We start from the raw sequence: 19,242 nt of genomic DNA on the forward strand, positions 1-19,242 counted from the left end.
ACCTTGACGTCAGCAATCGCCCCATCGGCTCCCTGCTATACAGCTACGGAGGGATGATTATCACTAATAACGAACGCTGGGAGATCGCCTGCAGCGGCAGCGAGCCCGGCGGGTTTCAGAGCATCGGCGGCTCACGGGTCGGCCCGGCGGGAGACGGCAAGCCCGGGGATATCTACAGCATCGACCGCCTGCCGGGCATTGGCTACAGCTTCCAGATGGGGGAACAGGATGGCATTAATTTCGATCCCCTGTTCACGGCCTGGCCCTCAGCGCCGGTATTTTCCGGCCAGCGCGCATTTCAGGCGGAAAATAAAAAACCGACCATCTATTTCTGGCGGATTGCCGATAACGGCGGTCTACCGCCGCCGGGCGAGTATTGCCTTAACGATTACCTTGGCGATATTTATCTTGGCGGAGTACAGGCGATGCGCTTTAGCGTCAGTGGGCTCTGTATTCAGGTCAAATCACCCACCTGCAAGATTACTGACGACAGTAAAAACATTAACGTCTTCCTCGGGCGGCATAACAAAACCGCGTTTACCGGGCTCAACAGCACCACCGCCCCGGTTCCTTTTAACATCAACCTGACGAACTGTGAAAATGTCGGCAGCGTGTTTATGCAGTTTAACGCGACGGTGGACAGCGCTGTCGCCGCCAACGAGGTGATTAAAATCGATGACCAACCTGAAGGCGCATCCGGACTTGGCGTGCAAATCCTCAGCGCCGGCGGCGCGCTGGTGCCGCTAAACCAGGTGAGCCAGGTCTGGTCCGGGAATAAAGGCAGTCAGACGAACTATCGTTTATCCTATCAGGCCCGCTATATCCAGACGCAGCCCGCAGTGACTGCGGGCGAGGCGAACGCCAGCGCGACCTTCGTGGTGACTTATAACTGATCGGCCTGACGGCGTGGCGTCGTCAGGCATGCGCCAGTAAAGGAAACATCAACTTCCTGTCTTTAAACAGGTTTTCCTTCTGGTTATAGACGAAGAGGATATCTTCTCCCTCTATTTTCTCATACTCGCCGAGCCGGTCTTCATTAGGGGTAAAACCGAGGATGGCCTGGTAAACATGGTCATCGGCCAGTTCGTTGACCAGCGTCGACAGGCTCTTACCCTCCTCGCAGAAGAGGTCAAAGCAGATCAGCACCGGACCGTTTTGCATGGCGATGACCACTGCCTCATTTTTTGCCGAGTAATAAACAAAATGCTTCATAAAGGCTGAGCAGTAAAACATCAGCAGGCCAAAGTTATGCTCCACCCGCAGCGGTGAGAACGGGTTGGATTTTTCATAGTAATAGCGGAGCAGGGCGACATCGTCAGCGCTGTCCATATCCAGTTTACGAAAATCACCGGCTCGCGGGGAAACCGGCATAATATATTGATGCTCTTCGCTGCGGGTGAAGCCAAATTTGGGGTAAAAATCCACCGTGGTGGGATTGGCGAATAAAAAGAAGGCGTCCGCCTCCTGCTGCCAGTCCTGCAGGATGTGATGGATAAGCTGGCCGGCTAATCCCTTATTACGGTGGTCCGGTTCGGTCATCACGGTGCCAATCTGAATATAACGCCGGGGCTCGCCCTGCCAGCGCAGGTCGATGATATTGGCCGAAGCGTTAGCGATAACTTTATTGCGTTCGACAAAGGCGTAGGGGATATAGGCGTCGGTCCAGTAACCTTGCTGATACCACTCTTCAAAAGACAGATCAAAAGTCTTAACGGCAAGGTCAATGAAGCTTTTTCTTAATGGGCTATTTTCTCTGACTTGCTTCACTAATTGATAATTCATTGTCATAGTTCCTTCTCACTATGGCTTCTGAAAGCGGCGACGTCGGCAAAGGCACTTGCGTCGAATGAGCGCTGTAAACGTAGCATATCTGGGAAAAGGATCCGCAATGTCGATGCTTAACCTTTGCCCCAGTCACAAATAACCGCATGCTGGCCATATCAGACCGGGCTGAACGGCCTGTTTGCGTTTGCTATCGCCATAATAGAGCGTGAGTAAACGAGGCACTGGTCGAGAGGCTGAGGCAAATGTACTGGCGATTTTATCGACAATCGGCCGCGCCGTAGAGGTTAGGTTTATTTATTTATGCATTAAACAGGAAATTTTACGCGATCTGCCTAATAATAGAGTAGCCGTCATCGCAAGGGCTGAAATTACTCAAGGAGCGACGTATAATAACGCCCTTTGTGTCTGAGTATTACCGCACGAATTGGAAAAATATAACATGCAGGATCCGCTACTTTATTTCGCGGTTTTTGCTCAGCTATTATTGAGTGAATTAACAGGATTACTATGTCAAATTTACCCAAATTTTCCCGCGCGCTTTTGCACCCGCGTTACTGGCTGTTGTGGCTGGGAATTGGCTTTTTGTGGCTGCTGGTGCAATTACCGTATCCGGTGATCTACCGTCTGGGAACGGCGCTTGGGCGGCTGGCAATGCGGGTGATGAAAAGCCGCGCGCGGATTGCCAGACGTAATCTCGAACTCTGCTTTCCCGAGATGAGCGCCGCCGACCGCGAGGCGCTGCTGGTGAAAAACTTTGAATCGCTGGGCATGGGGCTGATGGAGACCGGCATGGCCTGGTTCTGGCCGACGCACCGGGTGGCGCGCTGGACCGAGACCAGCGGCGTTAACGAGGTGGTGGAGCTTCTGGAACAAAAGCAGGGCATCTTACTGATCGGTATTCATTTTCTGACCCTCGAAATGGGGGCGCGAATGTATGGCATGTTTACCCCGGGCATTGGCGTCTACCGGCCCAATGATAACCCGCTGATTGACTGGCTGCAGACCTGGGGACGCTTGCGTTCGAACAAGACCATGCTGGATCGAAAAAATCTGAAAGGGATGGTCAGGGCGCTGAAAGAGGGGGAGATCCTCTGGTACGCGCCAGATCACGATTACGGCCCGGCCAGCAGCGTTTTTGCCCCGCTGTTTGCCGTCGAGCAGGCGGCGACCACCACCGGCACCTGGATGCTGGCGAAAATGTCCGGGGCGACGATTGTGCCGTTTGTTCCGCGGCGCAAGCCCAACGGCATGGGGTATGAATTGATCTCTCTGACGCCAGAGCGCACGCCGCCGCTGGCGAGCGCCGAGGTCACGGCGGCCTGGATGAATCAGATTATCGAACAGTGCATCCTGATGGCGCCCGAGCAATATATGTGGCTGCACCGGCGTTTTAAGACTCGCCCGGAAGGGGTACCGCCGCGTTACTGAACGCTTCGGCCGAAAAATAAGCGCATCGGTAGCACGCTCAGTAAATCGCCGTCTATACTGAAAGAGCCTGACTGAAGGCTAATTCCAAGGAGATTGCAGGATGAAAAAAGTGATAGTCGCGTTAGCCCTTTCCGCCGTTGCATTTGGCGCGTCCGCCGCACAGTTGATCACCAAAGAAGAAGTGAAACACTTCAAACTGACCAAGGTCGGACCGATCTCGGTAGGGCCGTCCGGTGGCGAGTTCTCTTCACCTTCCGATCTGCACGATCAGCTCTCTAAGCTGGCCGATGAGAAAGGCGGAAAATATTACGTGATTACCGCCGCGCGCGAGCATGGTCCAAACTTCGAAGCCACAGCGGAAGTGTATAAATAACCTTTTTAAAAGCGTGCCGTAGCGGCGCGCGACGCATTGAGCCTGGAGCGCGTTAAGCCTCCGGGCTCATTTTTTTTCTGCCATCGGAATTGCCTTAGGCAATTGCGGCAGCGGAAATGCGTTTTTATCGCTATATATAAATTTCATGATCACGATGTTAATGAATTATTGCTTTTTATTGTTGATAAAAAGCCAATTCTGACCTAATGCCTGAGGGAGTGACCCCTGGCAAAAATAGGTAGGACAAATGTGTTATCATCGCGCCTTTCCCTTTTTGTCTGGGGCTTTCTTGTATGCTACAACCTGTTGTTCGCGTCGGTGAATGGCTGGTAACCCCCTCTGTAAACCAAATCAGCAGGAAGGGGCGCCAGCTTACCCTTGAACCGCGTTTAATCGATCTTCTGGTCTTTTTTGCCCGCCATCCGGGGGAAGTGCTTAGCCGGGACGAGCTTATCGAAAACGTCTGGACCCGGAACGTTGTGACCAGCCACGTCGTCACGCAGAGTATTTCCGAACTGCGCAAGTCGCTCAAAGACGGCGACGACGTTAGCCTTGAGTACATCGCGACGGTACCCAAACGGGGGTATAAGCTCACGGTGCCGGTGATCTGGTGCACCGAGGAGGGGGAGGAACTCGCCCCGCAGGTGGAGGCGCTGACGCCTTCGTCGTCGACCGCTATTCCCGTGCCACCGGCTGCCGGTGGGCCGCCAGAAGCCCCCGACTCCTCCGCCGATCTTACCGCGCCGGTGACAGCGCCGGCGGCGGCTCCCGCTGTCGCCAGCGCGCCATCGGCTCGTAAACGCCTCACCACCGCCCTGGTGTGGGGGCTGTTCCTGTTAGCGCTGGGCACCTGTGTGGCGCTGGTGGCGCTGTCGAGCATGGAGTCGCGGCCGCCGGTCAACAAGGCGCGCCTGCTGCTCAATCCGCGCGATATCGATATCCACCTGGTCAATGGTAACTCCTGCGCCAACTGGTCGTCGCAGCACTCTTACGCGGTCGGCCTGGCCAGCCTGATCACCACCTCGCTGAACACCTTCTCGACCTTTATGGTGCATGACAAAACGGACTACAACATCAATGAGCCGAGCAGCTCCGGGAAAACGCTGACCATTGAGTTCGTCAATCAGCGCCACTATCGGGCGCAGCAGTGCTTTATGTCGGTCCAGCTGGTGGATAACGCTGACAGCTCGACGATGCTGGATAAACGCTACTTTGTGACCAACGACAACCAGCTGACCATTCAGAACGATCTGATGAACAGCCTGTCGGATGCCCTGACGCAACCGTGGCCGGCGCGGATGCAGGCGATGCTCAGGCAATATCAGCCCTCGCAGAGCGTGGCGTTAACCTATTTCTACCAGTCGCATCAGCTGTTAATGAAGGGCGATGTCGATTCATTAAGTAAAGCCAGTAGCCTGCTGGATGATGTGATTAAGCGGGCGCCGGATTTTATTTACGCCTATGCCGAAAAAACGCTGGTGGATGTATTACGCCATTCGCAGCAGCCGCTGGACGATAAACAGCTAGCTGCCCTCTACAGTGAGGTTGAGCGGGTAGGGGAGATGCCGGGTATTAAAGACATGGCGATTTATTATCAAATAAAAGCGGTAGATTCGTTGGGTAAGGGTAAAGTCGACGAAGCGAATACCGCGATTAACAGTGCGATTGATTTAGAGATGTCGTGGCTGAATTATGTGCTGTTAGGCAAAGTCTATGAGATGAAAGGAGAGAACCGACTGGCTGCCGATTCTTACATCACTGCGTTTAATTTACGGCCCGGCGGGGATACCCTGTACTGGATTGAAAACGGTGTTTTCCAGACATCAGTTAATCGGGTGGTACCGTATCTCGACAATTTCCTCTCTTCAGAATAAGTAAACCCTCATCATGCGCAAGGTTTTGGGCATGGTGAGGTTAAATTTATGTTTCTCATGAAGCCTCTGGTTGTTATTTGTATTTAGCATTCAGGAGGCTTTGAATAACACTTCAGTAACACTCACATCCCACTCTAACTCCATGTAACTAAACGATGTTTATCTTTTTCTGACACCCTGTTGTCATGTTTATATGTTAAGCGAAAAAGGTCAAAATATCATTTGTCTGATGTTTGTTGTTATTTCACTTTATCTTTAGGACTTATCTCGTACAAATCAGTAATCTTGTTGGCAGTTGGTCGGGTCAATTAATGGTTCTGTATCATGATCTGTACCTCCCAAATAAACTTAGGAGAAAAACAACCATGAGTTCTGCCAAGAAGATCGGGCTATTTGCCTGTACCGGTGTCGTCGCCGGTAATATGATGGGGAGCGGTATTGCATTATTACCTGCGAACCTGGCCAGCATCGGTGGTATTGCCATTTGGGGCTGGGTAATTTCAATTATTGGTGCGATGTCTCTGGCTTATGTTTATGCCCGACTGGCCACTAAGAACCCGCAACAGGGTGGTCCAATTGCCTACGCCGGGGAAATATCTCCCGCATTCGGTTTCCAGACCGGTGTGCTTTATTATCATGCAAACTGGATTGGTAACCTGGCCATCGGGATTACCGCAGTTTCTTATCTCTCTACGTTCTTCCCAATTTTAAATAACCCGGTGCCAGCAGGTATTGCCTGTATTGCCATCGTGTGGATCTTTACTTTCGTTAATATGCTCGGCGGGACCTGGGTCAGCCGTCTGACCACTATTGGTCTGGTACTGGTGCTTATTCCAGTGGTCATGACCGCGGTTGTCGGCTGGCACTGGTTTGATGTCGCCACCTATCAGGCGAACTGGAACACCTCCAGCACCACCGATAGCCACGCGGTCATTAAAAGTATCCTGCTCTGCCTGTGGGCCTTCGTTGGCGTCGAATCCGCCGCCGTGAGTACCGGGATGGTAAAAAACCCGAAACGTACCGTCCCGCTGGCTACCATGCTGGGTACTGCGATGGCCGGTATCGTCTATATCGCCGCGACTCAGGTTATCGCCGGTATGTATCCTGCTTCTCAGATGGCCGCGTCCGGTGCGCCGTTCGCGATTAGCGCCTCTACCATTCTCGGCGGCTGGGCTGCTCCGATGGTTTCCGCTTTCACTGCCTTCGCTTGCCTGACTTCTCTGGGCTCGTGGATGATGCTGGTTGGCCAGGCCGGTGTACGTGCCGCCAACGACGGTAACTTCCCGAAAGTGTATGGCGAAGTCGATAGCAACGGTATCCCGAAAAAAGGCCTGCTGCTGGCGGCGGTGAAAATGACCGCGCTGATGGTGCTGATCACCCTGATGAACTCCGCCGGTGGTAAAGCTTCTGACCTGTTCGGCGAACTGACCGGTATCGCGGTACTGCTGACCATGCTGCCTTACTTCTACTCCTGTGTTGACCTGATTCGTTTCGAAGGCATCAACATTCGTAACTTCGTTAGCCTGATTTGTTCGGTACTGGGTTGCGTGTTCTGCTTCATCGCGCTGATGGGCGCAAGCTCCTTCGAACTGGCCGGCACCTTTATCGTTAGCCTGATTATCCTGATGTTCTACGGTCGCAAAATGCACCAGCGCCAGAACAACGCAACGGATAACAACAGCCCCGCTAACGCGCACTAATCAGTAACCCTTTTTCCTGAGGCTCCTTCCATCACCTGTCACATCGAGACGGGAGGGGCTTTCTACATCTGGAGATTTGACTATGAACGTTATTGCAATCATGAATCACATGGGTGTTTACTTCAAAGAAGAACCCATCCGTGAACTGCATCGTGCTCTCGAACGCCTGGACTTCCGTATTGTCTACCCGAACGACCGTGACGACTTATTAAAACTTATCGAAAACAACTCTCGTCTGTGCGGCGTGATCTTCGACTGGGATAAATACAATCTCGAACTGTGCGAAGAAATCAGCAAAATGAACGAGTACATGCCGCTGTACGCGTTCGCTAACACCTACTCGACTCTGGACGTTAGCCTGAACGATCTGCGCATGCAGGTTCGCTTCTTCGAATATGCGCTGGGCGCTGCGGAAGATATCGCGAACAAAATCAAACAGAACACTGATGAATACATCGATACCATTCTGCCGCCGCTGACCAAAGCGCTGTTCAAATATGTACGTGAAGGTAAATACACCTTCTGCACCCCAGGCCACATGGGCGGTACCGCGTTCCAGAAAAGCCCGGTAGGCAGCATCTTCTATGATTTCTTTGGCCCGAATACCATGAAATCCGATATCTCCATTTCGGTTTCTGAACTGGGTTCTCTGCTGGACCACAGCGGCCCGCACAAAGAAGCGGAAGAGTATATCGCTCGCGTCTTTAACGCTGAACGCAGCTACATGGTGACCAACGGTACCTCTACTGCTAACAAAATCGTCGGCATGTACTCCGCGCCGGCCGGCAGCACCGTGCTGATTGACCGTAACTGCCACAAATCGCTGACTCACCTGATGATGATGAGCGACATTACGCCGATCTACTTCCGTCCGACCCGTAACGCCTACGGTATCCTCGGCGGTATCCCGCAGAGCGAATTCCAGCACGCGACTATCGCCAAGCGTGTGAAAGAGACGCCGAACGCGACCTGGCCGGTACACGCGGTGATCACCAACTCGACCTATGATGGCCTGCTGTATAACACCGACTTCATCAAGAAAACCCTGGATGTGAAATCCATCCACTTTGACTCCGCATGGGTGCCTTACACCAACTTCTCGCCGATCTATGAAGGCAAATGCGGGATGAGCGGCGGCCGCGTCGAAGGGAAAGTGATCTACGAAACCCAGTCCACGCACAAACTGCTGGCGGCATTCTCCCAGGCGTCGATGATCCACGTGAAAGGCGACGTAAACGAAGAGACCTTCAACGAAGCCTACATGATGCACACCACCACTTCCCCGCACTACGGGATCGTGGCGTCCACCGAAACCGCGGCGGCGATGATGAAGGGTAACGCCGGTAAGCGTCTGATCGACGGCTCTATTGAACGTTCCATCAAGTTCCGTAAAGAGATCAAACGTCTGAAAGGCGAGTCTGACGGCTGGTTCTTCGACGTTTGGCAGCCGGAGCATATCGATGGCGCTGAATGCTGGCCGCTGCGTTCCGACAGTGCATGGCACGGTTTCAAAAACATCGATAACGAGCACATGTACCTCGACCCGATCAAAGTCACGCTGCTGACGCCGGGGATGAAGAAAGACGGCACCATGGATGACTTCGGTATTCCGGCGAGCATCGTGGCGAAATATCTCGACGAACACGGCATCGTGGTGGAGAAAACCGGTCCGTACAACCTGCTGTTCCTGTTCAGCATCGGTATCGACAAAACCAAAGCGCTGAGCCTGCTGCGTGCGCTGACCGACTTCAAACGCGCGTTCGACCTGAACCTGCGGGTGAAAAACATGCTGCCGTCGCTGTACCGTGAAGATCCTGAATTCTATGAAAACATGCGTATTCAGGACCTGGCGCAGAACATTCACAAACTGATTGAGCATCACAACCTGCCGGACCTGATGTTCCGCGCGTTTGAAGTGCTGCCATCGATGGTGATGACCCCGTATGCCGCGTTCCAGAAAGAGCTGCACGGTCAGACTGAAGAGGTTTATCTCGAAGAGATGGTCGGCCGCGTCAACGCCAACATGATCCTGCCGTATCCTCCGGGAGTGCCGCTGGTGATGCCGGGTGAAATGATCACCGAAGAAAGCCGCCCGGTGCTGGAGTTCCTGCAGATGCTGTGCGAAATCGGCGCCCACTACCCGGGCTTCGAAACCGATATCCACGGCGCCTATCGTCAGGCGGATGGTCGTTACACCGTTAAAGTGCTGAAAGAAGAAAACAACAAGTAATAGACGCACACCAGGGAAGTGGCTTGCCACTTCCCTTTTTTCACGCTGCAAGGAGAACCTATGAAAACACCCTCACAGCCGCGCGCGATTTACTACATCGTTGCGATCCAGATCTGGGAGTACTTCAGCTTTTACGGCATGCGTGCCTTACTCATCCTTTATCTCACCCACCAGCTTGGCTTTGACGACAGCCATGCCATCAGTCTGTTCAGCGCCTACGCATCTTTAGTTTACGTTACCCCTATTCTCGGCGGCTGGCTTGCCGACCGCCTGCTCGGCAACCGCACGGCGGTGATTGCCGGGGCGCTGTTAATGACCCTCGGCCACGTGGTGCTGGGCGTCGAGTCGACCTCCGCATGGAGTCTGTACGTCGCGCTGGCGATCATCATCTGCGGCTACGGCCTGTTCAAATCCAATATCAGCTGCCTGCTCGGCGAACTGTACGCTCACGACGACCCGCGTCGCGACGGCGGTTTCTCGCTGCTGTACGCCGCCGGCAACGTCGGGTCGATCGCCGCGCCCATCGCCTGCGGACTGGCGGCGCAGTGGTACGGCTGGCATATCGGCTTTGCGCTGGCGGGGATCGGCATGTTTATCGGCCTGATGATTTTCTTAAGCGGCAGCCGCCATTTCCGGCATACCCGCGGCGTCGATAAACCGGCGCTGCGGGCAGTGAAATTTGTGCTGCCGACCTGGGGCTGGCTGCTGGTGATGCTGTGCCTGGCGCCGGTGTTCTTCACGCTGCTGCTGCAAAACAACTGGTCCGGCTATCTGCTGGCGATCGTCTGCCTGTTCGCCGCCCAGATGGTGGCGCGGATCATGATCAAAGCCCCGGAGCATCGTCGCGCGCTGTGGCAGATCGTCCTGCTGATGCTCGCCGGAACGCTGTTCTGGGTGCTGGCGCAGCAGGGCGGGAGCTCGATTAGCCTGTTTATCGACCACTTCGTCAATCGTCGCCTGCTGAACTGGGACGTGCCAACCGCGCTGTTCCAGTCGGTCAACGCGGTGGCGGTGATGGCGGCCGGCGTGGTGCTGGCGTGGCTGATGCGCCCGGAAGGCAGCGTGCGTTCGGTGCTGCGCGTCTGGCTGAAATTCGCTTTCGGCCTGCTGCTGATGGGCGGCGGCTTTATGCTGCTGGCGCTCAATGCCCGCCACGGCGCGGCTGACGGCCAGGCCTCGATGGGCATGATGGTCGCCGGGCTGGCGATGATGGGCTTTGCCGAACTGTTTATCGACCCGGTGGCGATGGCGCAAATCACCCGTCTGAACATGCCCGGCGTCACCGGGGTGTTGACCGGGATCTATATGCTGGCCACTGGCGCGGTCGCCAACTGGCTGGCGGGCGTGGTGGCGCAGCAAACCACCGAATCGCAAATTAGCGACACGGCGATTGCTGCCTATCAACATTTCTTCTCGCAGATGGGCGAATGGACCCTCGGCTGCGTGGCGGTGATGGTCGTTATCGCCTTTGCCGCGGCCTGTAGTGTGGGCAAACGCCGTGCGGCTGCCGGTGAAGTTACCGGCGGCGGCGCCTGACGCTCGTCCCGGCTGGTGGCGTAAACGCCTTATCCGGGCCGCGATTCGTAGCCCCGGTAAGCGCGGCGCGACCGGGGGCATTACATCAACAGCGGAGCGCGAAGTCGCTCCTTGCACAGCTTAGTGAACAGGAGGGGGATATTCTGGCATGCGCGGAGGCCAACGATAAAAAATACCGTTACTGAAGCCATAGCTGAGTGAGATCAGCTTGGAGTGAATCCAGGATCGTTAAGATTGTGCTCTGGTGTCTTCCCAGAGACAGGCCGCGCGGAAGGGTGACCTGGTTCAATTTATCGAAGCTAGTTTGAAAGCAAGGTTATGAGGAATCCATATGTCTGAACAACAAGCACAAGGTGCCGATGAGGCCATTGACCTTAATAATGAACTGAAAACTCGTCGCGAAAAACTGGCTGCACTGCGTGAGCAGGGCGTAGCCTTCCCCAACGACTTCCGTCGCGATCATACCTCTGACCAATTGCATGCTGAATTCGATGCGAAGGATAACGATGAACTCGCTTCCCTGAACGTTGAAGTTGCGGTGGCTGGCCGGATGATGACCCGCCGCGTGATGGGCAAAGCCTCTTTCGTCACTCTTCAGGACGTCGGCGGCCGCATTCAGCTGTACGTGGCGCGCGATGACCTGCCGGAAGGCGTCTACAACGAACAGTTTAAAAAATGGGACCTCGGCGATATCATCGCCGCCCGCGGCAAGCTGTTCAAAACGCAAACCGGCGAACTCTCTATTCACTGCACCGAGCTGCGTCTGCTGACCAAAGCCCTGCGCCCGCTGCCGGATAAATTCCACGGCCTGCAGGATCAGGAAGTCCGCTATCGCCAGCGCTATCTGGATCTGATCGCCAACGAAGAGTCACGTCATACGTTCCGTATCCGTTCGCAGATCCTCGCGACCATGCGCCAGTTCATGGTGGCTCGTGGCTTTATGGAAGTCGAAACCCCGATGATGCAGGTGATCCCTGGCGGGGCGTCCGCCCGTCCGTTCATCACCCATCACAACGCGCTGGATCTGGATATGTACCTGCGCATCGCGCCGGAACTGTATCTGAAACGTCTGGTGGTCGGCGGTTTTGAACGTGTGTTTGAAATCAACCGCAACTTCCGTAATGAAGGGATCTCGGTACGCCATAACCCAGAGTTCACCATGATGGAACTGTATATGGCGTATGCGGACTACAAAGACCTGATCGAACTGACCGAGTCGTTGTTCCGCACCCTGGCGCAGACGGTGCTGGGCAAAACCGAAGTGCCATATGGCGACCAGGTGTTTGATTTCGGTAAGCCGTTTGAAAAACTGACCATGCGCGAAGCAATCAAGAAACACCGTCCGGAAACCAACATGGCGGATCTGGATAACTTCGACGCGGCGAAAGCGCTGGCGCAATCTCTCGGTATTCAGGTAGAGAAAAGCTGGGGTCTGGGACGTATCGTCACCGAAATCTTTGACGAAGTGGCGGAAGCGCATCTGATTCAGCCAACCTTCATCACCGAATACCCGGCGGAAGTTTCCCCGCTGGCGCGCCGTAACGACGTCAACCCGGAAATCACTGACCGCTTTGAATTCTTCATTGGCGGCCGCGAAATCGGTAACGGTTTCAGTGAGCTGAACGATGCCGAAGATCAGGCGCAGCGCTTCCAGGATCAGGTGAACGCCAAAGCGGCGGGCGATGACGAAGCGATGTTCTATGACGAAGACTACGTCACCGCCCTGGAGTATGGTTTACCGCCGACCGCGGGTCTGGGTATCGGTATCGACCGCATGGTGATGCTGTTTACCAACAGCCATACCATCCGCGACGTGATCCTCTTCCCGGCCATGCGTCCGCAGAAGTAATCCGTTGCACTCCCTCCCGGCCTGCGCCGGGAGGTCCTCCCTGCATTATCCCCATCCTGTCTTTTGCCCTGCTTTATGAACCGCTAACCGCTATTTATCGGGATGTTTTGCCGTGGCCAGACGCGCGACAATAGTGACCATTTCGCAAGGAGACGCTATGAGCAAATTTGGTATTGCCCTCATGACCGCGGCGGCTATTAGCCTGCTGAGCGGCTGCCAGGCGGCGAAGGAGAAGCATCCGACGCAGGAGGAACTGATCCGCCAGATGCAGCAGCGGGCCGCGGCCCCGGATACGCACACACTGCCGCCGGGCAAAGCCACGCAGGATCAACTGATGCGCTACGCCTTCACGCTCAGAGAGGCGGTTATGGTTCAATTGCCCAACAGCGCACGCTACCAGGGGAAAATATGCTCCGTGCGGCTGTCGCTTAACCGCAGTGCAAAACTGACCGGACTGCAGCAGGAGGGGGGCGATCCGGCGTTCTGCGCGGTAGTGACCGATGCGGTACTGCGCACGACCTTCCCGCCCTTTGCCAGCGAAGGGGTCTACCAGATCTTTAACCATCCGCTACTGGATTTTAAGCCTTAGCGCACCCGGCTTTCCGCCCCCGCCGGACGGCAGGGGCGGAGAGATTACTGCACTTTTTGCAGGGAGCCGCGCTGGCTGCCGTTTGTCCAGCTGCCGTTAAAGGCGTTGTTGAGGGTAAAGGCTGAGCTTTTCACCCGGAAAGTCAGTTTACCCTGGCTGGCTTTCGCCTCCTCGACCAGATGACCATGGGTTTTCACCGTTTTAGCGGTGACGGTAATCTCATCAATTTTATCGCCATACTCCGTATAAACATACCAGGTGCCCACCCAGGGGCCGAAGCCGCTGCTGGCCTGCTGCGCGGCGGCGGCATTCTCGGCTTTGGTTTTATGAATATCGCAGGTGGTCCCGTCGGTCATCTGCGTGCAGCCGGAACGTTCAAGCTGTTCCCGGTATTTCGCGCTAATGGCGTGGGCCGGCGCGGCGGCGACCAGCGCCAGGGTGAGGGTGGTGAAAAGCCAGGTCTTATTCATCTTATTGTTTCTCATCGCGATAGCGGCGTGCATTGTCATAAAGGTTGATACACATTGGTGCATTCTCCCGGTGGCGTCAGAATAAATATAACCGCAGCCATTCCTGATAAATAACTAGCAGGAAGGAGATGGGTTATTTATTGGTAAAACATCATTACCCTGATTTTATTTATCACTGTACCTTCCCGCTGCATGTCATATTATTGCAGAGAGAATGTTAAGTAATTGATGTTTTAAAAGTGACTATTTGTCACTTACGCAAATAACAGCAGGCCTGGCCTGGGCGCGCGGCTAAAGCCCGCGCCGGTGCGGTGTTGAGTTTTTTTCATATTGCTATCATCATATTTCGAATGAAAGGGATAACCTCTGAAGCGGGTTATTAAGCCAGTAATTTTTAGCCGCAAAATAAGCCGGCGGCAAGCATTATTTCCATTTATTTTTCAGGGTTACCTGAAATAGCGGATATATCGCCAGCGCAATGATGGATTTCCATCATTTCTCCGTTTTCATCGTCGGTCGTCGCCTGCTTATAGTGACGCCAGACAAGACCACAGGGTGAAAAGGAGAACAAGATGGCGACAGAGCATCTGCAGTGGGGCGTGAGCCCCCTGTGCTGGACCAACGATGTGCTGGAGGATTTAGGCGGCGATATCCCCCTGGATACCTGCCTGCGCGAGGCGCGGGAGGCGGGCTATCAGGGCATTGAGTTAGGACGGAAATTTCCCCGCCAGGCAGAGACGCTGGGCCCGCTGCTGGCGGCGGCTGACCTGCGCCTGGCGTCCGGCTGGTACAGCGGCTTGCTGGCCGAGCGCAGCGTGGAAGCGGAGCTGGAGGCGGTGCGGGAGCACGCGCAGCTCCTCCGGCAGCTCGGCGCGAGGGTGATGGTTTACGGCGAGTGCGGGCAACTGCCGGGTGAAACCCCGCTTGATGAGCCTATTTCACTCTCGCCGCCGTTAAGCCGTGTCAGCCTGGCGGCGTATTGCCACAAGCTAAATACCTTTGCCGACCTGCTGCTGCGCGACTATGGCCTCCAGCTGGCCTATCACCATCATCTGATGATGCTGGTGGAGCACGATGACGAGCTGGAGCGGTTTCTGTCCCATACCCATGACAACGTCGGGCTGGCGTTTGATACCGGACACGCCTTTGTCGCCGGGGTCGAGATCCCGCGCGTGCTGCAAAAATATGGCCACCGTATCCGCCATCTGCATCTGAAAGACGTCCGTCCGCAGGTGCTGGGGCGTCTGTATCGTGAAAATCTGAGCTTTAACGAGGCGGTGCGCGCCGGGCTGTTTACCATCCCCGGCGACGGCTGCATCGACTATGCGCCGATCCTCGACTTCGTCCGGCGCAGTGACTACCGCGGCTGGCTGATTATCGAAGCCGAGCAGGACCCGGCGATGGCGCCGCCGCTGGCCACCGCCCGCCGCGCCTATGCCTGGCTGGCACACCATTTATCTTCCCCTTCACCGTCAGAGGAGCACGCAGCATGAGCGCGCGGTTAAATATCGGTCTTATCGGCTCGGGTTTTATGGGTCAGGCACACGCTGACGCGTACCGTCGCGCGGCCATGTTCTATCCCGATCTGCCGAAGCGCCCGCATCTCTATGCGCTGGCGGATCAGGATCAGGCGCTGGCTGAACGCCATGCGGCGAAACTGGGGGCGGAAAAGGCCTACGGCGACTGGCGCGAGCTGGTAAACGATCCGCAGGTTGATGTGGTGGATATCACCTCGCCGAACCATCTGCACTACACAATGGCGATGGCGGCGATCGCGGCGGGTAAACATGTCTATTGCGAGAAGCCGCTGGCGGTCAACGAGCAGCAGGCGCAGGAGATGGCGCAGGCGGCACGGCGCGCGGGGGTGAAGACCATGGTGGCCTTTAACAACATCAAAACGCCGGCGGCACTGCTGGCAAAGCAGATTATCGCCCGGGGCGATATTGGCGAACCGGTGCGCTTTCGCGGCACCTTTGATCAGGGGTTTTATAACGACCCTAACCTGCCCTGGTCCTGGCGCTGCTCGAAAACCCTCGGCGGCAGCGGGGCGCTTGGCGACCTTGGCGCCCATACCCTGTCGGTCGCCCAGTTTTTGCTGGGCGGGATCCGCGAAGTGACCGCCAGCGCGCAAACCTGCCTGCGCCAGCGTCCGGTGCCGCAGAGCGATGCCGGGTATGCCAGCCGGGTCGCGGCCGATGCCGAGTGGCGGGAAGTAGAAAATGACGATCAGGTTCAGTGCCTGGTCAATTTCGACAGCGGCGCGGCGGGAGTGATTGAGGCCTCGCGCATCGCCGCCGGGCGGATCTTCGGCGTGTTCTGGGAGGTCTCCGGCACCGAAGGCACGCTGTATATGGACGGGGAGCGCTTTAACGAGCTGCAGGTGTATCGCTTCAACGATGACAAACACGACCGCGGCTTTAAGACGCTGTATGCCGGGAGCCAGATCCCGGCCTATGCCGGCTTCTTCGGCTTCGATTTTGGCGGCGGCGGGCTGGGCTATTTTGACGTCAAGGTGATCGAAGTGCATGACCTGGTGCAGGGGATTTGCGGGGACGACGACTGCTATCCCAACTTTGAATTTGGTTTGCAGAATCAGCGCGTGCTGTCGGCGATTGAAGCCTCGATGGTCAGCCGCCGCTGGGTGAACGTGGTTAAAGACTAAGGAGCCGCTATGTTTCCCTCACACTTACCGACCCCGCGCCGCCCGGCGGCGCAGAGCATTCCCTCCCTGCGCTGGGGCATTATCGGTCCCGGCTGGATCGCCGAGCGCTTTGTTCATGCATTGAAAACCTACAGCCGACAGCAGGTGGTGGCGGTGGCCTCCCGCAGCCAGGCGAAGGCCGAGCGGGTGGCCGCGGAATGGGGGATCCCCCAGGCTTACGGCCAGGTGGAGGAGATGCTGGCACGCCCGGATATTGATGCGGTGTACATTGCGACGCCGCACAACCATCACTTTCCCGACGGCATGCAGGCGCTGAAGGCAGGTAAACACGTGCTGATTGAGAAGCCCTTCGCGCTCAACCTCGGCGAAGGGCGTGAGCTGCAGGCCGAAGCCGCCCGCCAGGGGAAGCTGGCGCTGGAGGCAATGTGGTGCGATTACGCGCCGAAATATGATGTGATCCGCCAGCTGCTGGAGGATGGGGCGCTCGGCGACCTGCATACCCTGCTGGCCGATCACGGCGAGTATTTCACCCCCGACCACCGCATCTTCAATGCCGACCTTGCCGGCGGGCCGATGATGGACCTCGGCAGCTATTTGACCTCGTTTGCGCTGATGGTGGGCGGCATGCCGCAGGAGATTGTCGCCCGCGGCAGCGCCACGGCGGAGGGGCTTAACGGTCAGACGTCGATGCTGTTTAGCTGGCAGAACGGGATGCAGGGGTTGTTAAACACGACGTTGTTCAGCAACACGCCGGGCGGGGCGGTGGTGGCCGGACGCCAGGCGACCCTGACGATCGACGGTCAGTTTTACGCCCCCGGCGGCTTTACGCTCGCCGCCAGCCAGGGCGGGCAGGTGCTGCGCTGGGAAGAGCCGCGCAATCGCTACGACCAGCTGTTCTGGCAGGCGGAGCATTTTGCCTGGTGCATCGGGCAGGAGCTGCGGGACTCGCCGCTGCGGCCGCTCAGTCGGGTGCTGCAGAATCTGCAGGTGATGGATGAAGTGCGGCGCCAGGTGGGCGCGGTGTTTAACGAAGAACGCTAAGGAGCCGGCCGGGCATTGGTTTGCAGATAGCGCGAGCGTGTCTGCCATTGCCCGGCACCAGGACGCGTACGATGCCGGATGTCTGTTGCCCGGCGGCTCTGCGCTTGCACGGGCCTACGATTTTACTGCAACCGTTTGATATTAAATTAGATTAATGCCTGTGTTATGTAGGCCGGGCAAGGCATCGCCGCCGCCCGGCATAAAGGCTGGTACAGCGCCTGATGGCGGTTGCCACGCAACCACTCAGCGACAGTCGTCGACGGCGACAAACTGGCCATGCTGCAGGGACTGAACCGCCGCTTCGGCAATGGCCTGCGCCTGCAGGCCGTCCAGCAGGCCGGGCAGATCGGCCACGGTTTCACCATTCAGGGCGCGAATAAAGGCGTCAAGATGCTGGTAATAAGATCCCTGTACCCGGCTGAACCAGTCCGGCCACAGGCCCGGCTCAATGCGCTGATTGCCGCGCCACAGGGTAGGGCCCGCCGGCGACTGGCTACCGGACTCCAGCGCGCCTTCGGCGCCCAGCAGCGTGATCCGTTCATCATACCCGTGGCCGGTGCGGCGGGTGTTGTCCAGCTGCGCCAGCGCGCCGCCGCGCATCTGCATCATCAGGATGGAGGTGTCGACATCGCCAAATTCGGCAATGTCCGGCAGGGCCAGCGCCGCGCCCATCGCCGCCACGGTACGCACTTCATCGCCAGTGAGAAAGCGCAGGAGATCGAAGAAGTGGATCGCCTGATCGCGCATCTGGCCGCCGGAGCTGCGCAGATAGTCGAGCGGCGGCATGGTGGAGGCGCGGCAGACCATCTGCACCAGCTCGACCCGGCCGATCAGCCCTTGCTCCAGCTGGCGGCGGAGCTGCTGATGGCTGCTGTCGAAGCGCCGGTTAAAGCCGACAGTCACCGGCACGTTCAGGGGGAGCACCCGCTCCACCACCTCACGGGCGCGCGCCAGGGAGAGGTCGATCGGTTTTTCGCAATAGACCGCCTTGCCCGCCCGGGCGGCGGCTTCCAGCAGTTCGGCATGCGACGGGGTTGAACTGGCGATCAGCACCGCGTCGATGGCGTCGCTATGGATCGCCTCGCTCATTGTCACCGCCCGGGCGCCATAGCGGGCGGCCAGCGCCTGGGCGCGCTCCGGGGCGGCATCGGCCACCATCGTCAGCGCACTTCCTTCATGACGGGCAAGACTGGCGGCATGAACCTGACCGATAAAACCACTGCCTACCAGGGCAAAACGTTTGCAGATCATTTTTTTCTCCAGAATGGCGAGGGGACGTTGCCACCATAATCGGTTTGCTAAACTCACTGACACTGCCGTTTTGATGGATTTCCATCATGAAGAGAGGGGCGATGAAAAACATTTCACTGGCGATGCTGGCCAGACAGATTGGCGTCGGCGTGGCCACCGTTGACCGGGTGCTGAACGAACGCGGCGGCGTATCGCCGCAGACCACCCGCAAAGTGCTGCAGGCGGCGCGCGAGGCGGGGCTGAAGCGGATCCTGCCGGAGGAGCACCGCTTTCCCTGGCAGGTTGAGGTCTTTCTCAGCAGCAATGACTCGTTCTTCTTTCCCCAGCTGGCGCAGGATTTTGCCGCCGTGGCGGATAGCCTCGGCTATCGCCGTCTGACCCTGCACCGCACCTTTGTCCCGGAGTCGCAGCCGACGACCCTGGCCCGGCGCATTGTGCGCAGCTGCCAGCAGCG

16 protein-coding genes are annotated in these 19,242 nt (G+C 56.9%); 13 read left to right on the forward strand and 3 right to left on the reverse strand.

Features of this window, described 5'->3' with window-relative positions:
- On the forward strand, positions 1–893 hold an 893-nt coding region (locus tag CW267_RS26235; RefSeq protein WP_101148675.1), incomplete at its 5' end, for a fimbrial protein.
- Positions 894–915: 22 nt separating this feature from the next.
- Here CW267_RS26235 and CW267_RS26240 read toward each other — a convergent pair.
- On the reverse strand, positions 916–1,782 hold the full coding sequence (locus CW267_RS26240; RefSeq protein ID WP_100781068.1) for a GNAT family N-acetyltransferase: 867 nt from the start codon (positions 1,780–1,782) through the stop codon (positions 916–918).
- A gap of 510 nt (positions 1,783–2,292) precedes the next feature.
- On the opposite strand from CW267_RS26240, the gene CW267_RS26245 reads away from it, so the two are divergent.
- From CW267_RS26245 to CW267_RS26280, 8 genes are all read left to right on the forward strand, one after another.
- Positions 2,293–3,213 (forward strand): Kdo(2)-lipid IV(A) acyltransferase, encoded by a 921-nt coding sequence (locus tag CW267_RS26245; protein WP_008805482.1) that lies wholly within the window; start codon positions 2,293–2,295, stop codon positions 3,211–3,213.
- 100 nt (positions 3,214–3,313) lie between these two features.
- Positions 3,314–3,586 carry a DUF1471 domain-containing protein gene (locus CW267_RS26250; protein ID WP_002892402.1) on the forward strand — a complete coding sequence of 91 codons (273 nt, stop codon included), beginning with the start codon at positions 3,314–3,316 and terminating at the stop codon, positions 3,584–3,586.
- 293 nt (positions 3,587–3,879) lie between these two features.
- Complete coding sequence (gene cadC, locus CW267_RS26255; protein ID WP_008805483.1) at positions 3,880–5,460, forward strand: lysine decarboxylation/transport transcriptional activator CadC; 1,581 nt, start codon at positions 3,880–3,882, stop codon at positions 5,458–5,460.
- A gap of 365 nt (positions 5,461–5,825) precedes the next feature.
- Positions 5,826–7,160, forward strand: coding sequence for a cadaverine/lysine antiporter (gene cadB / locus CW267_RS26260; protein ID WP_008805484.1), 1,335 nt, complete (start codon positions 5,826–5,828; stop codon positions 7,158–7,160).
- Positions 7,161–7,242: 82 nt separating this feature from the next.
- Positions 7,243–9,390: a lysine decarboxylase CadA gene (gene cadA / locus CW267_RS26265; RefSeq protein WP_022064710.1), complete on the forward strand. Its 2,148-nt coding sequence runs from the start codon at positions 7,243–7,245 to the stop codon at positions 9,388–9,390.
- 60 nt (positions 9,391–9,450) lie between these two features.
- Positions 9,451–10,926 (forward strand): dipeptide permease DtpD, encoded by a 1,476-nt coding sequence (gene dtpD, locus CW267_RS26270; RefSeq protein ID WP_012542563.1) that lies wholly within the window; start codon positions 9,451–9,453, stop codon positions 10,924–10,926.
- A 331-nt stretch (positions 10,927–11,257) separates the two neighbouring features.
- Entirely contained in the window at positions 11,258–12,775 is a 1,518-nt protein-coding gene (lysS, locus tag CW267_RS26275) for a lysine--tRNA ligase (protein ID WP_100781067.1), read from the forward strand.
- A gap of 157 nt (positions 12,776–12,932) precedes the next feature.
- On the forward strand, positions 12,933–13,364 hold the full coding sequence (locus CW267_RS26280; protein WP_012968783.1) for a cell envelope integrity TolA C-terminal domain-containing protein: 432 nt from the start codon (positions 12,933–12,935) through the stop codon (positions 13,362–13,364).
- A gap of 44 nt (positions 13,365–13,408) precedes the next feature.
- On the opposite strand, the gene CW267_RS26285 is transcribed toward CW267_RS26280, so the two are convergent.
- Entirely contained in the window at positions 13,409–13,834 is a 426-nt protein-coding gene (locus CW267_RS26285) for a hypothetical protein (protein ID WP_032730969.1), read from the reverse strand.
- A gap of 572 nt (positions 13,835–14,406) precedes the next feature.
- On the opposite strand from CW267_RS26285, the gene iolE reads away from it, so the two are divergent.
- Genes iolE through CW267_RS26300 form a run of 3 tightly spaced genes read left to right on the forward strand, consistent with a single transcriptional unit; the run spans position 14,407 to position 17,537 of the window.
- On the forward strand, positions 14,407–15,327 hold the full coding sequence (iolE, locus tag CW267_RS26290) for a myo-inosose-2 dehydratase (RefSeq protein ID WP_008805488.1): 921 nt from the start codon (positions 14,407–14,409) through the stop codon (positions 15,325–15,327).
- On the forward strand, positions 15,324–16,496 hold the full coding sequence (locus CW267_RS26295) for a Gfo/Idh/MocA family protein (RefSeq protein ID WP_012968781.1): 1,173 nt from the start codon (positions 15,324–15,326) through the stop codon (positions 16,494–16,496). The genes iolE and CW267_RS26295 overlap by 4 nt, the downstream gene beginning before the upstream one ends.
- 9 nt (positions 16,497–16,505) lie before the next feature.
- Positions 16,506–17,537: a Gfo/Idh/MocA family protein gene (locus CW267_RS26300; RefSeq protein WP_100781066.1), complete on the forward strand. Its 1,032-nt coding sequence runs from the start codon at positions 16,506–16,508 to the stop codon at positions 17,535–17,537.
- A gap of 243 nt (positions 17,538–17,780) precedes the next feature.
- On the opposite strand, the gene CW267_RS26305 is transcribed toward CW267_RS26300, so the two are convergent.
- Complete coding sequence (locus CW267_RS26305) at positions 17,781–18,788, reverse strand: Gfo/Idh/MocA family oxidoreductase (protein WP_100781065.1); 1,008 nt, start codon at positions 18,786–18,788, stop codon at positions 17,781–17,783.
- 101 nt (positions 18,789–18,889) lie between these two features.
- Here CW267_RS26305 and CW267_RS26310 point away from each other — a divergent pair.
- Positions 18,890–19,242 (forward strand): helix-turn-helix domain-containing protein (locus CW267_RS26310; protein WP_133124760.1); only part of this gene is annotated, 353 nt, incomplete at its 3' end.

This window comes from Klebsiella sp. X1-16S-Nf21 (assembly GCF_002837615.1).
GTDB lineage: Bacteria > Pseudomonadota > Gammaproteobacteria > Enterobacterales > Enterobacteriaceae > Klebsiella > Klebsiella variicola.

What these genes read in the sequence shown, in the direction of transcription:
- CW267_RS26240 (WP_100781068.1), bottom strand. Translation starts at nt 1,782, where the DNA reads ATGAATTATCAATTAGTGAAGCAAGTCAGAGAAAATAGCCCATTAAGA.
- CW267_RS26245 (WP_008805482.1), top strand. Translation starts at nt 2,293, where the DNA reads ATGTCAAATTTACCCAAATTTTCCCGCGCGCTTTTGCACCCGCGTTAC.
- CW267_RS26250 (WP_002892402.1), top strand. Translation starts at nt 3,314, where the DNA reads ATGAAAAAAGTGATAGTCGCGTTAGCCCTTTCCGCCGTTGCATTTGGC.
- cadC (WP_008805483.1), top strand. Translation starts at nt 3,880, where the DNA reads ATGCTACAACCTGTTGTTCGCGTCGGTGAATGGCTGGTAACCCCCTCT.
- cadB (WP_008805484.1), top strand. Translation starts at nt 5,826, where the DNA reads ATGAGTTCTGCCAAGAAGATCGGGCTATTTGCCTGTACCGGTGTCGTC.
- cadA (WP_022064710.1), top strand. Translation starts at nt 7,243, where the DNA reads ATGAACGTTATTGCAATCATGAATCACATGGGTGTTTACTTCAAAGAA.
- dtpD (WP_012542563.1), top strand. Translation starts at nt 9,451, where the DNA reads ATGAAAACACCCTCACAGCCGCGCGCGATTTACTACATCGTTGCGATC.
- lysS (WP_100781067.1), top strand. Translation starts at nt 11,258, where the DNA reads ATGTCTGAACAACAAGCACAAGGTGCCGATGAGGCCATTGACCTTAAT.
- CW267_RS26280 (WP_012968783.1), top strand. Translation starts at nt 12,933, where the DNA reads ATGAGCAAATTTGGTATTGCCCTCATGACCGCGGCGGCTATTAGCCTG.
- CW267_RS26285 (WP_032730969.1), bottom strand. Translation starts at nt 13,834, where the DNA reads ATGAATAAGACCTGGCTTTTCACCACCCTCACCCTGGCGCTGGTCGCC.
- iolE (WP_008805488.1), top strand. Translation starts at nt 14,407, where the DNA reads ATGGCGACAGAGCATCTGCAGTGGGGCGTGAGCCCCCTGTGCTGGACC.
- CW267_RS26295 (WP_012968781.1), top strand. Translation starts at nt 15,324, where the DNA reads ATGAGCGCGCGGTTAAATATCGGTCTTATCGGCTCGGGTTTTATGGGT.
- CW267_RS26300 (WP_100781066.1), top strand. Translation starts at nt 16,506, where the DNA reads ATGTTTCCCTCACACTTACCGACCCCGCGCCGCCCGGCGGCGCAGAGC.
- CW267_RS26305 (WP_100781065.1), bottom strand. Translation starts at nt 18,788, where the DNA reads ATGATCTGCAAACGTTTTGCCCTGGTAGGCAGTGGTTTTATCGGTCAG.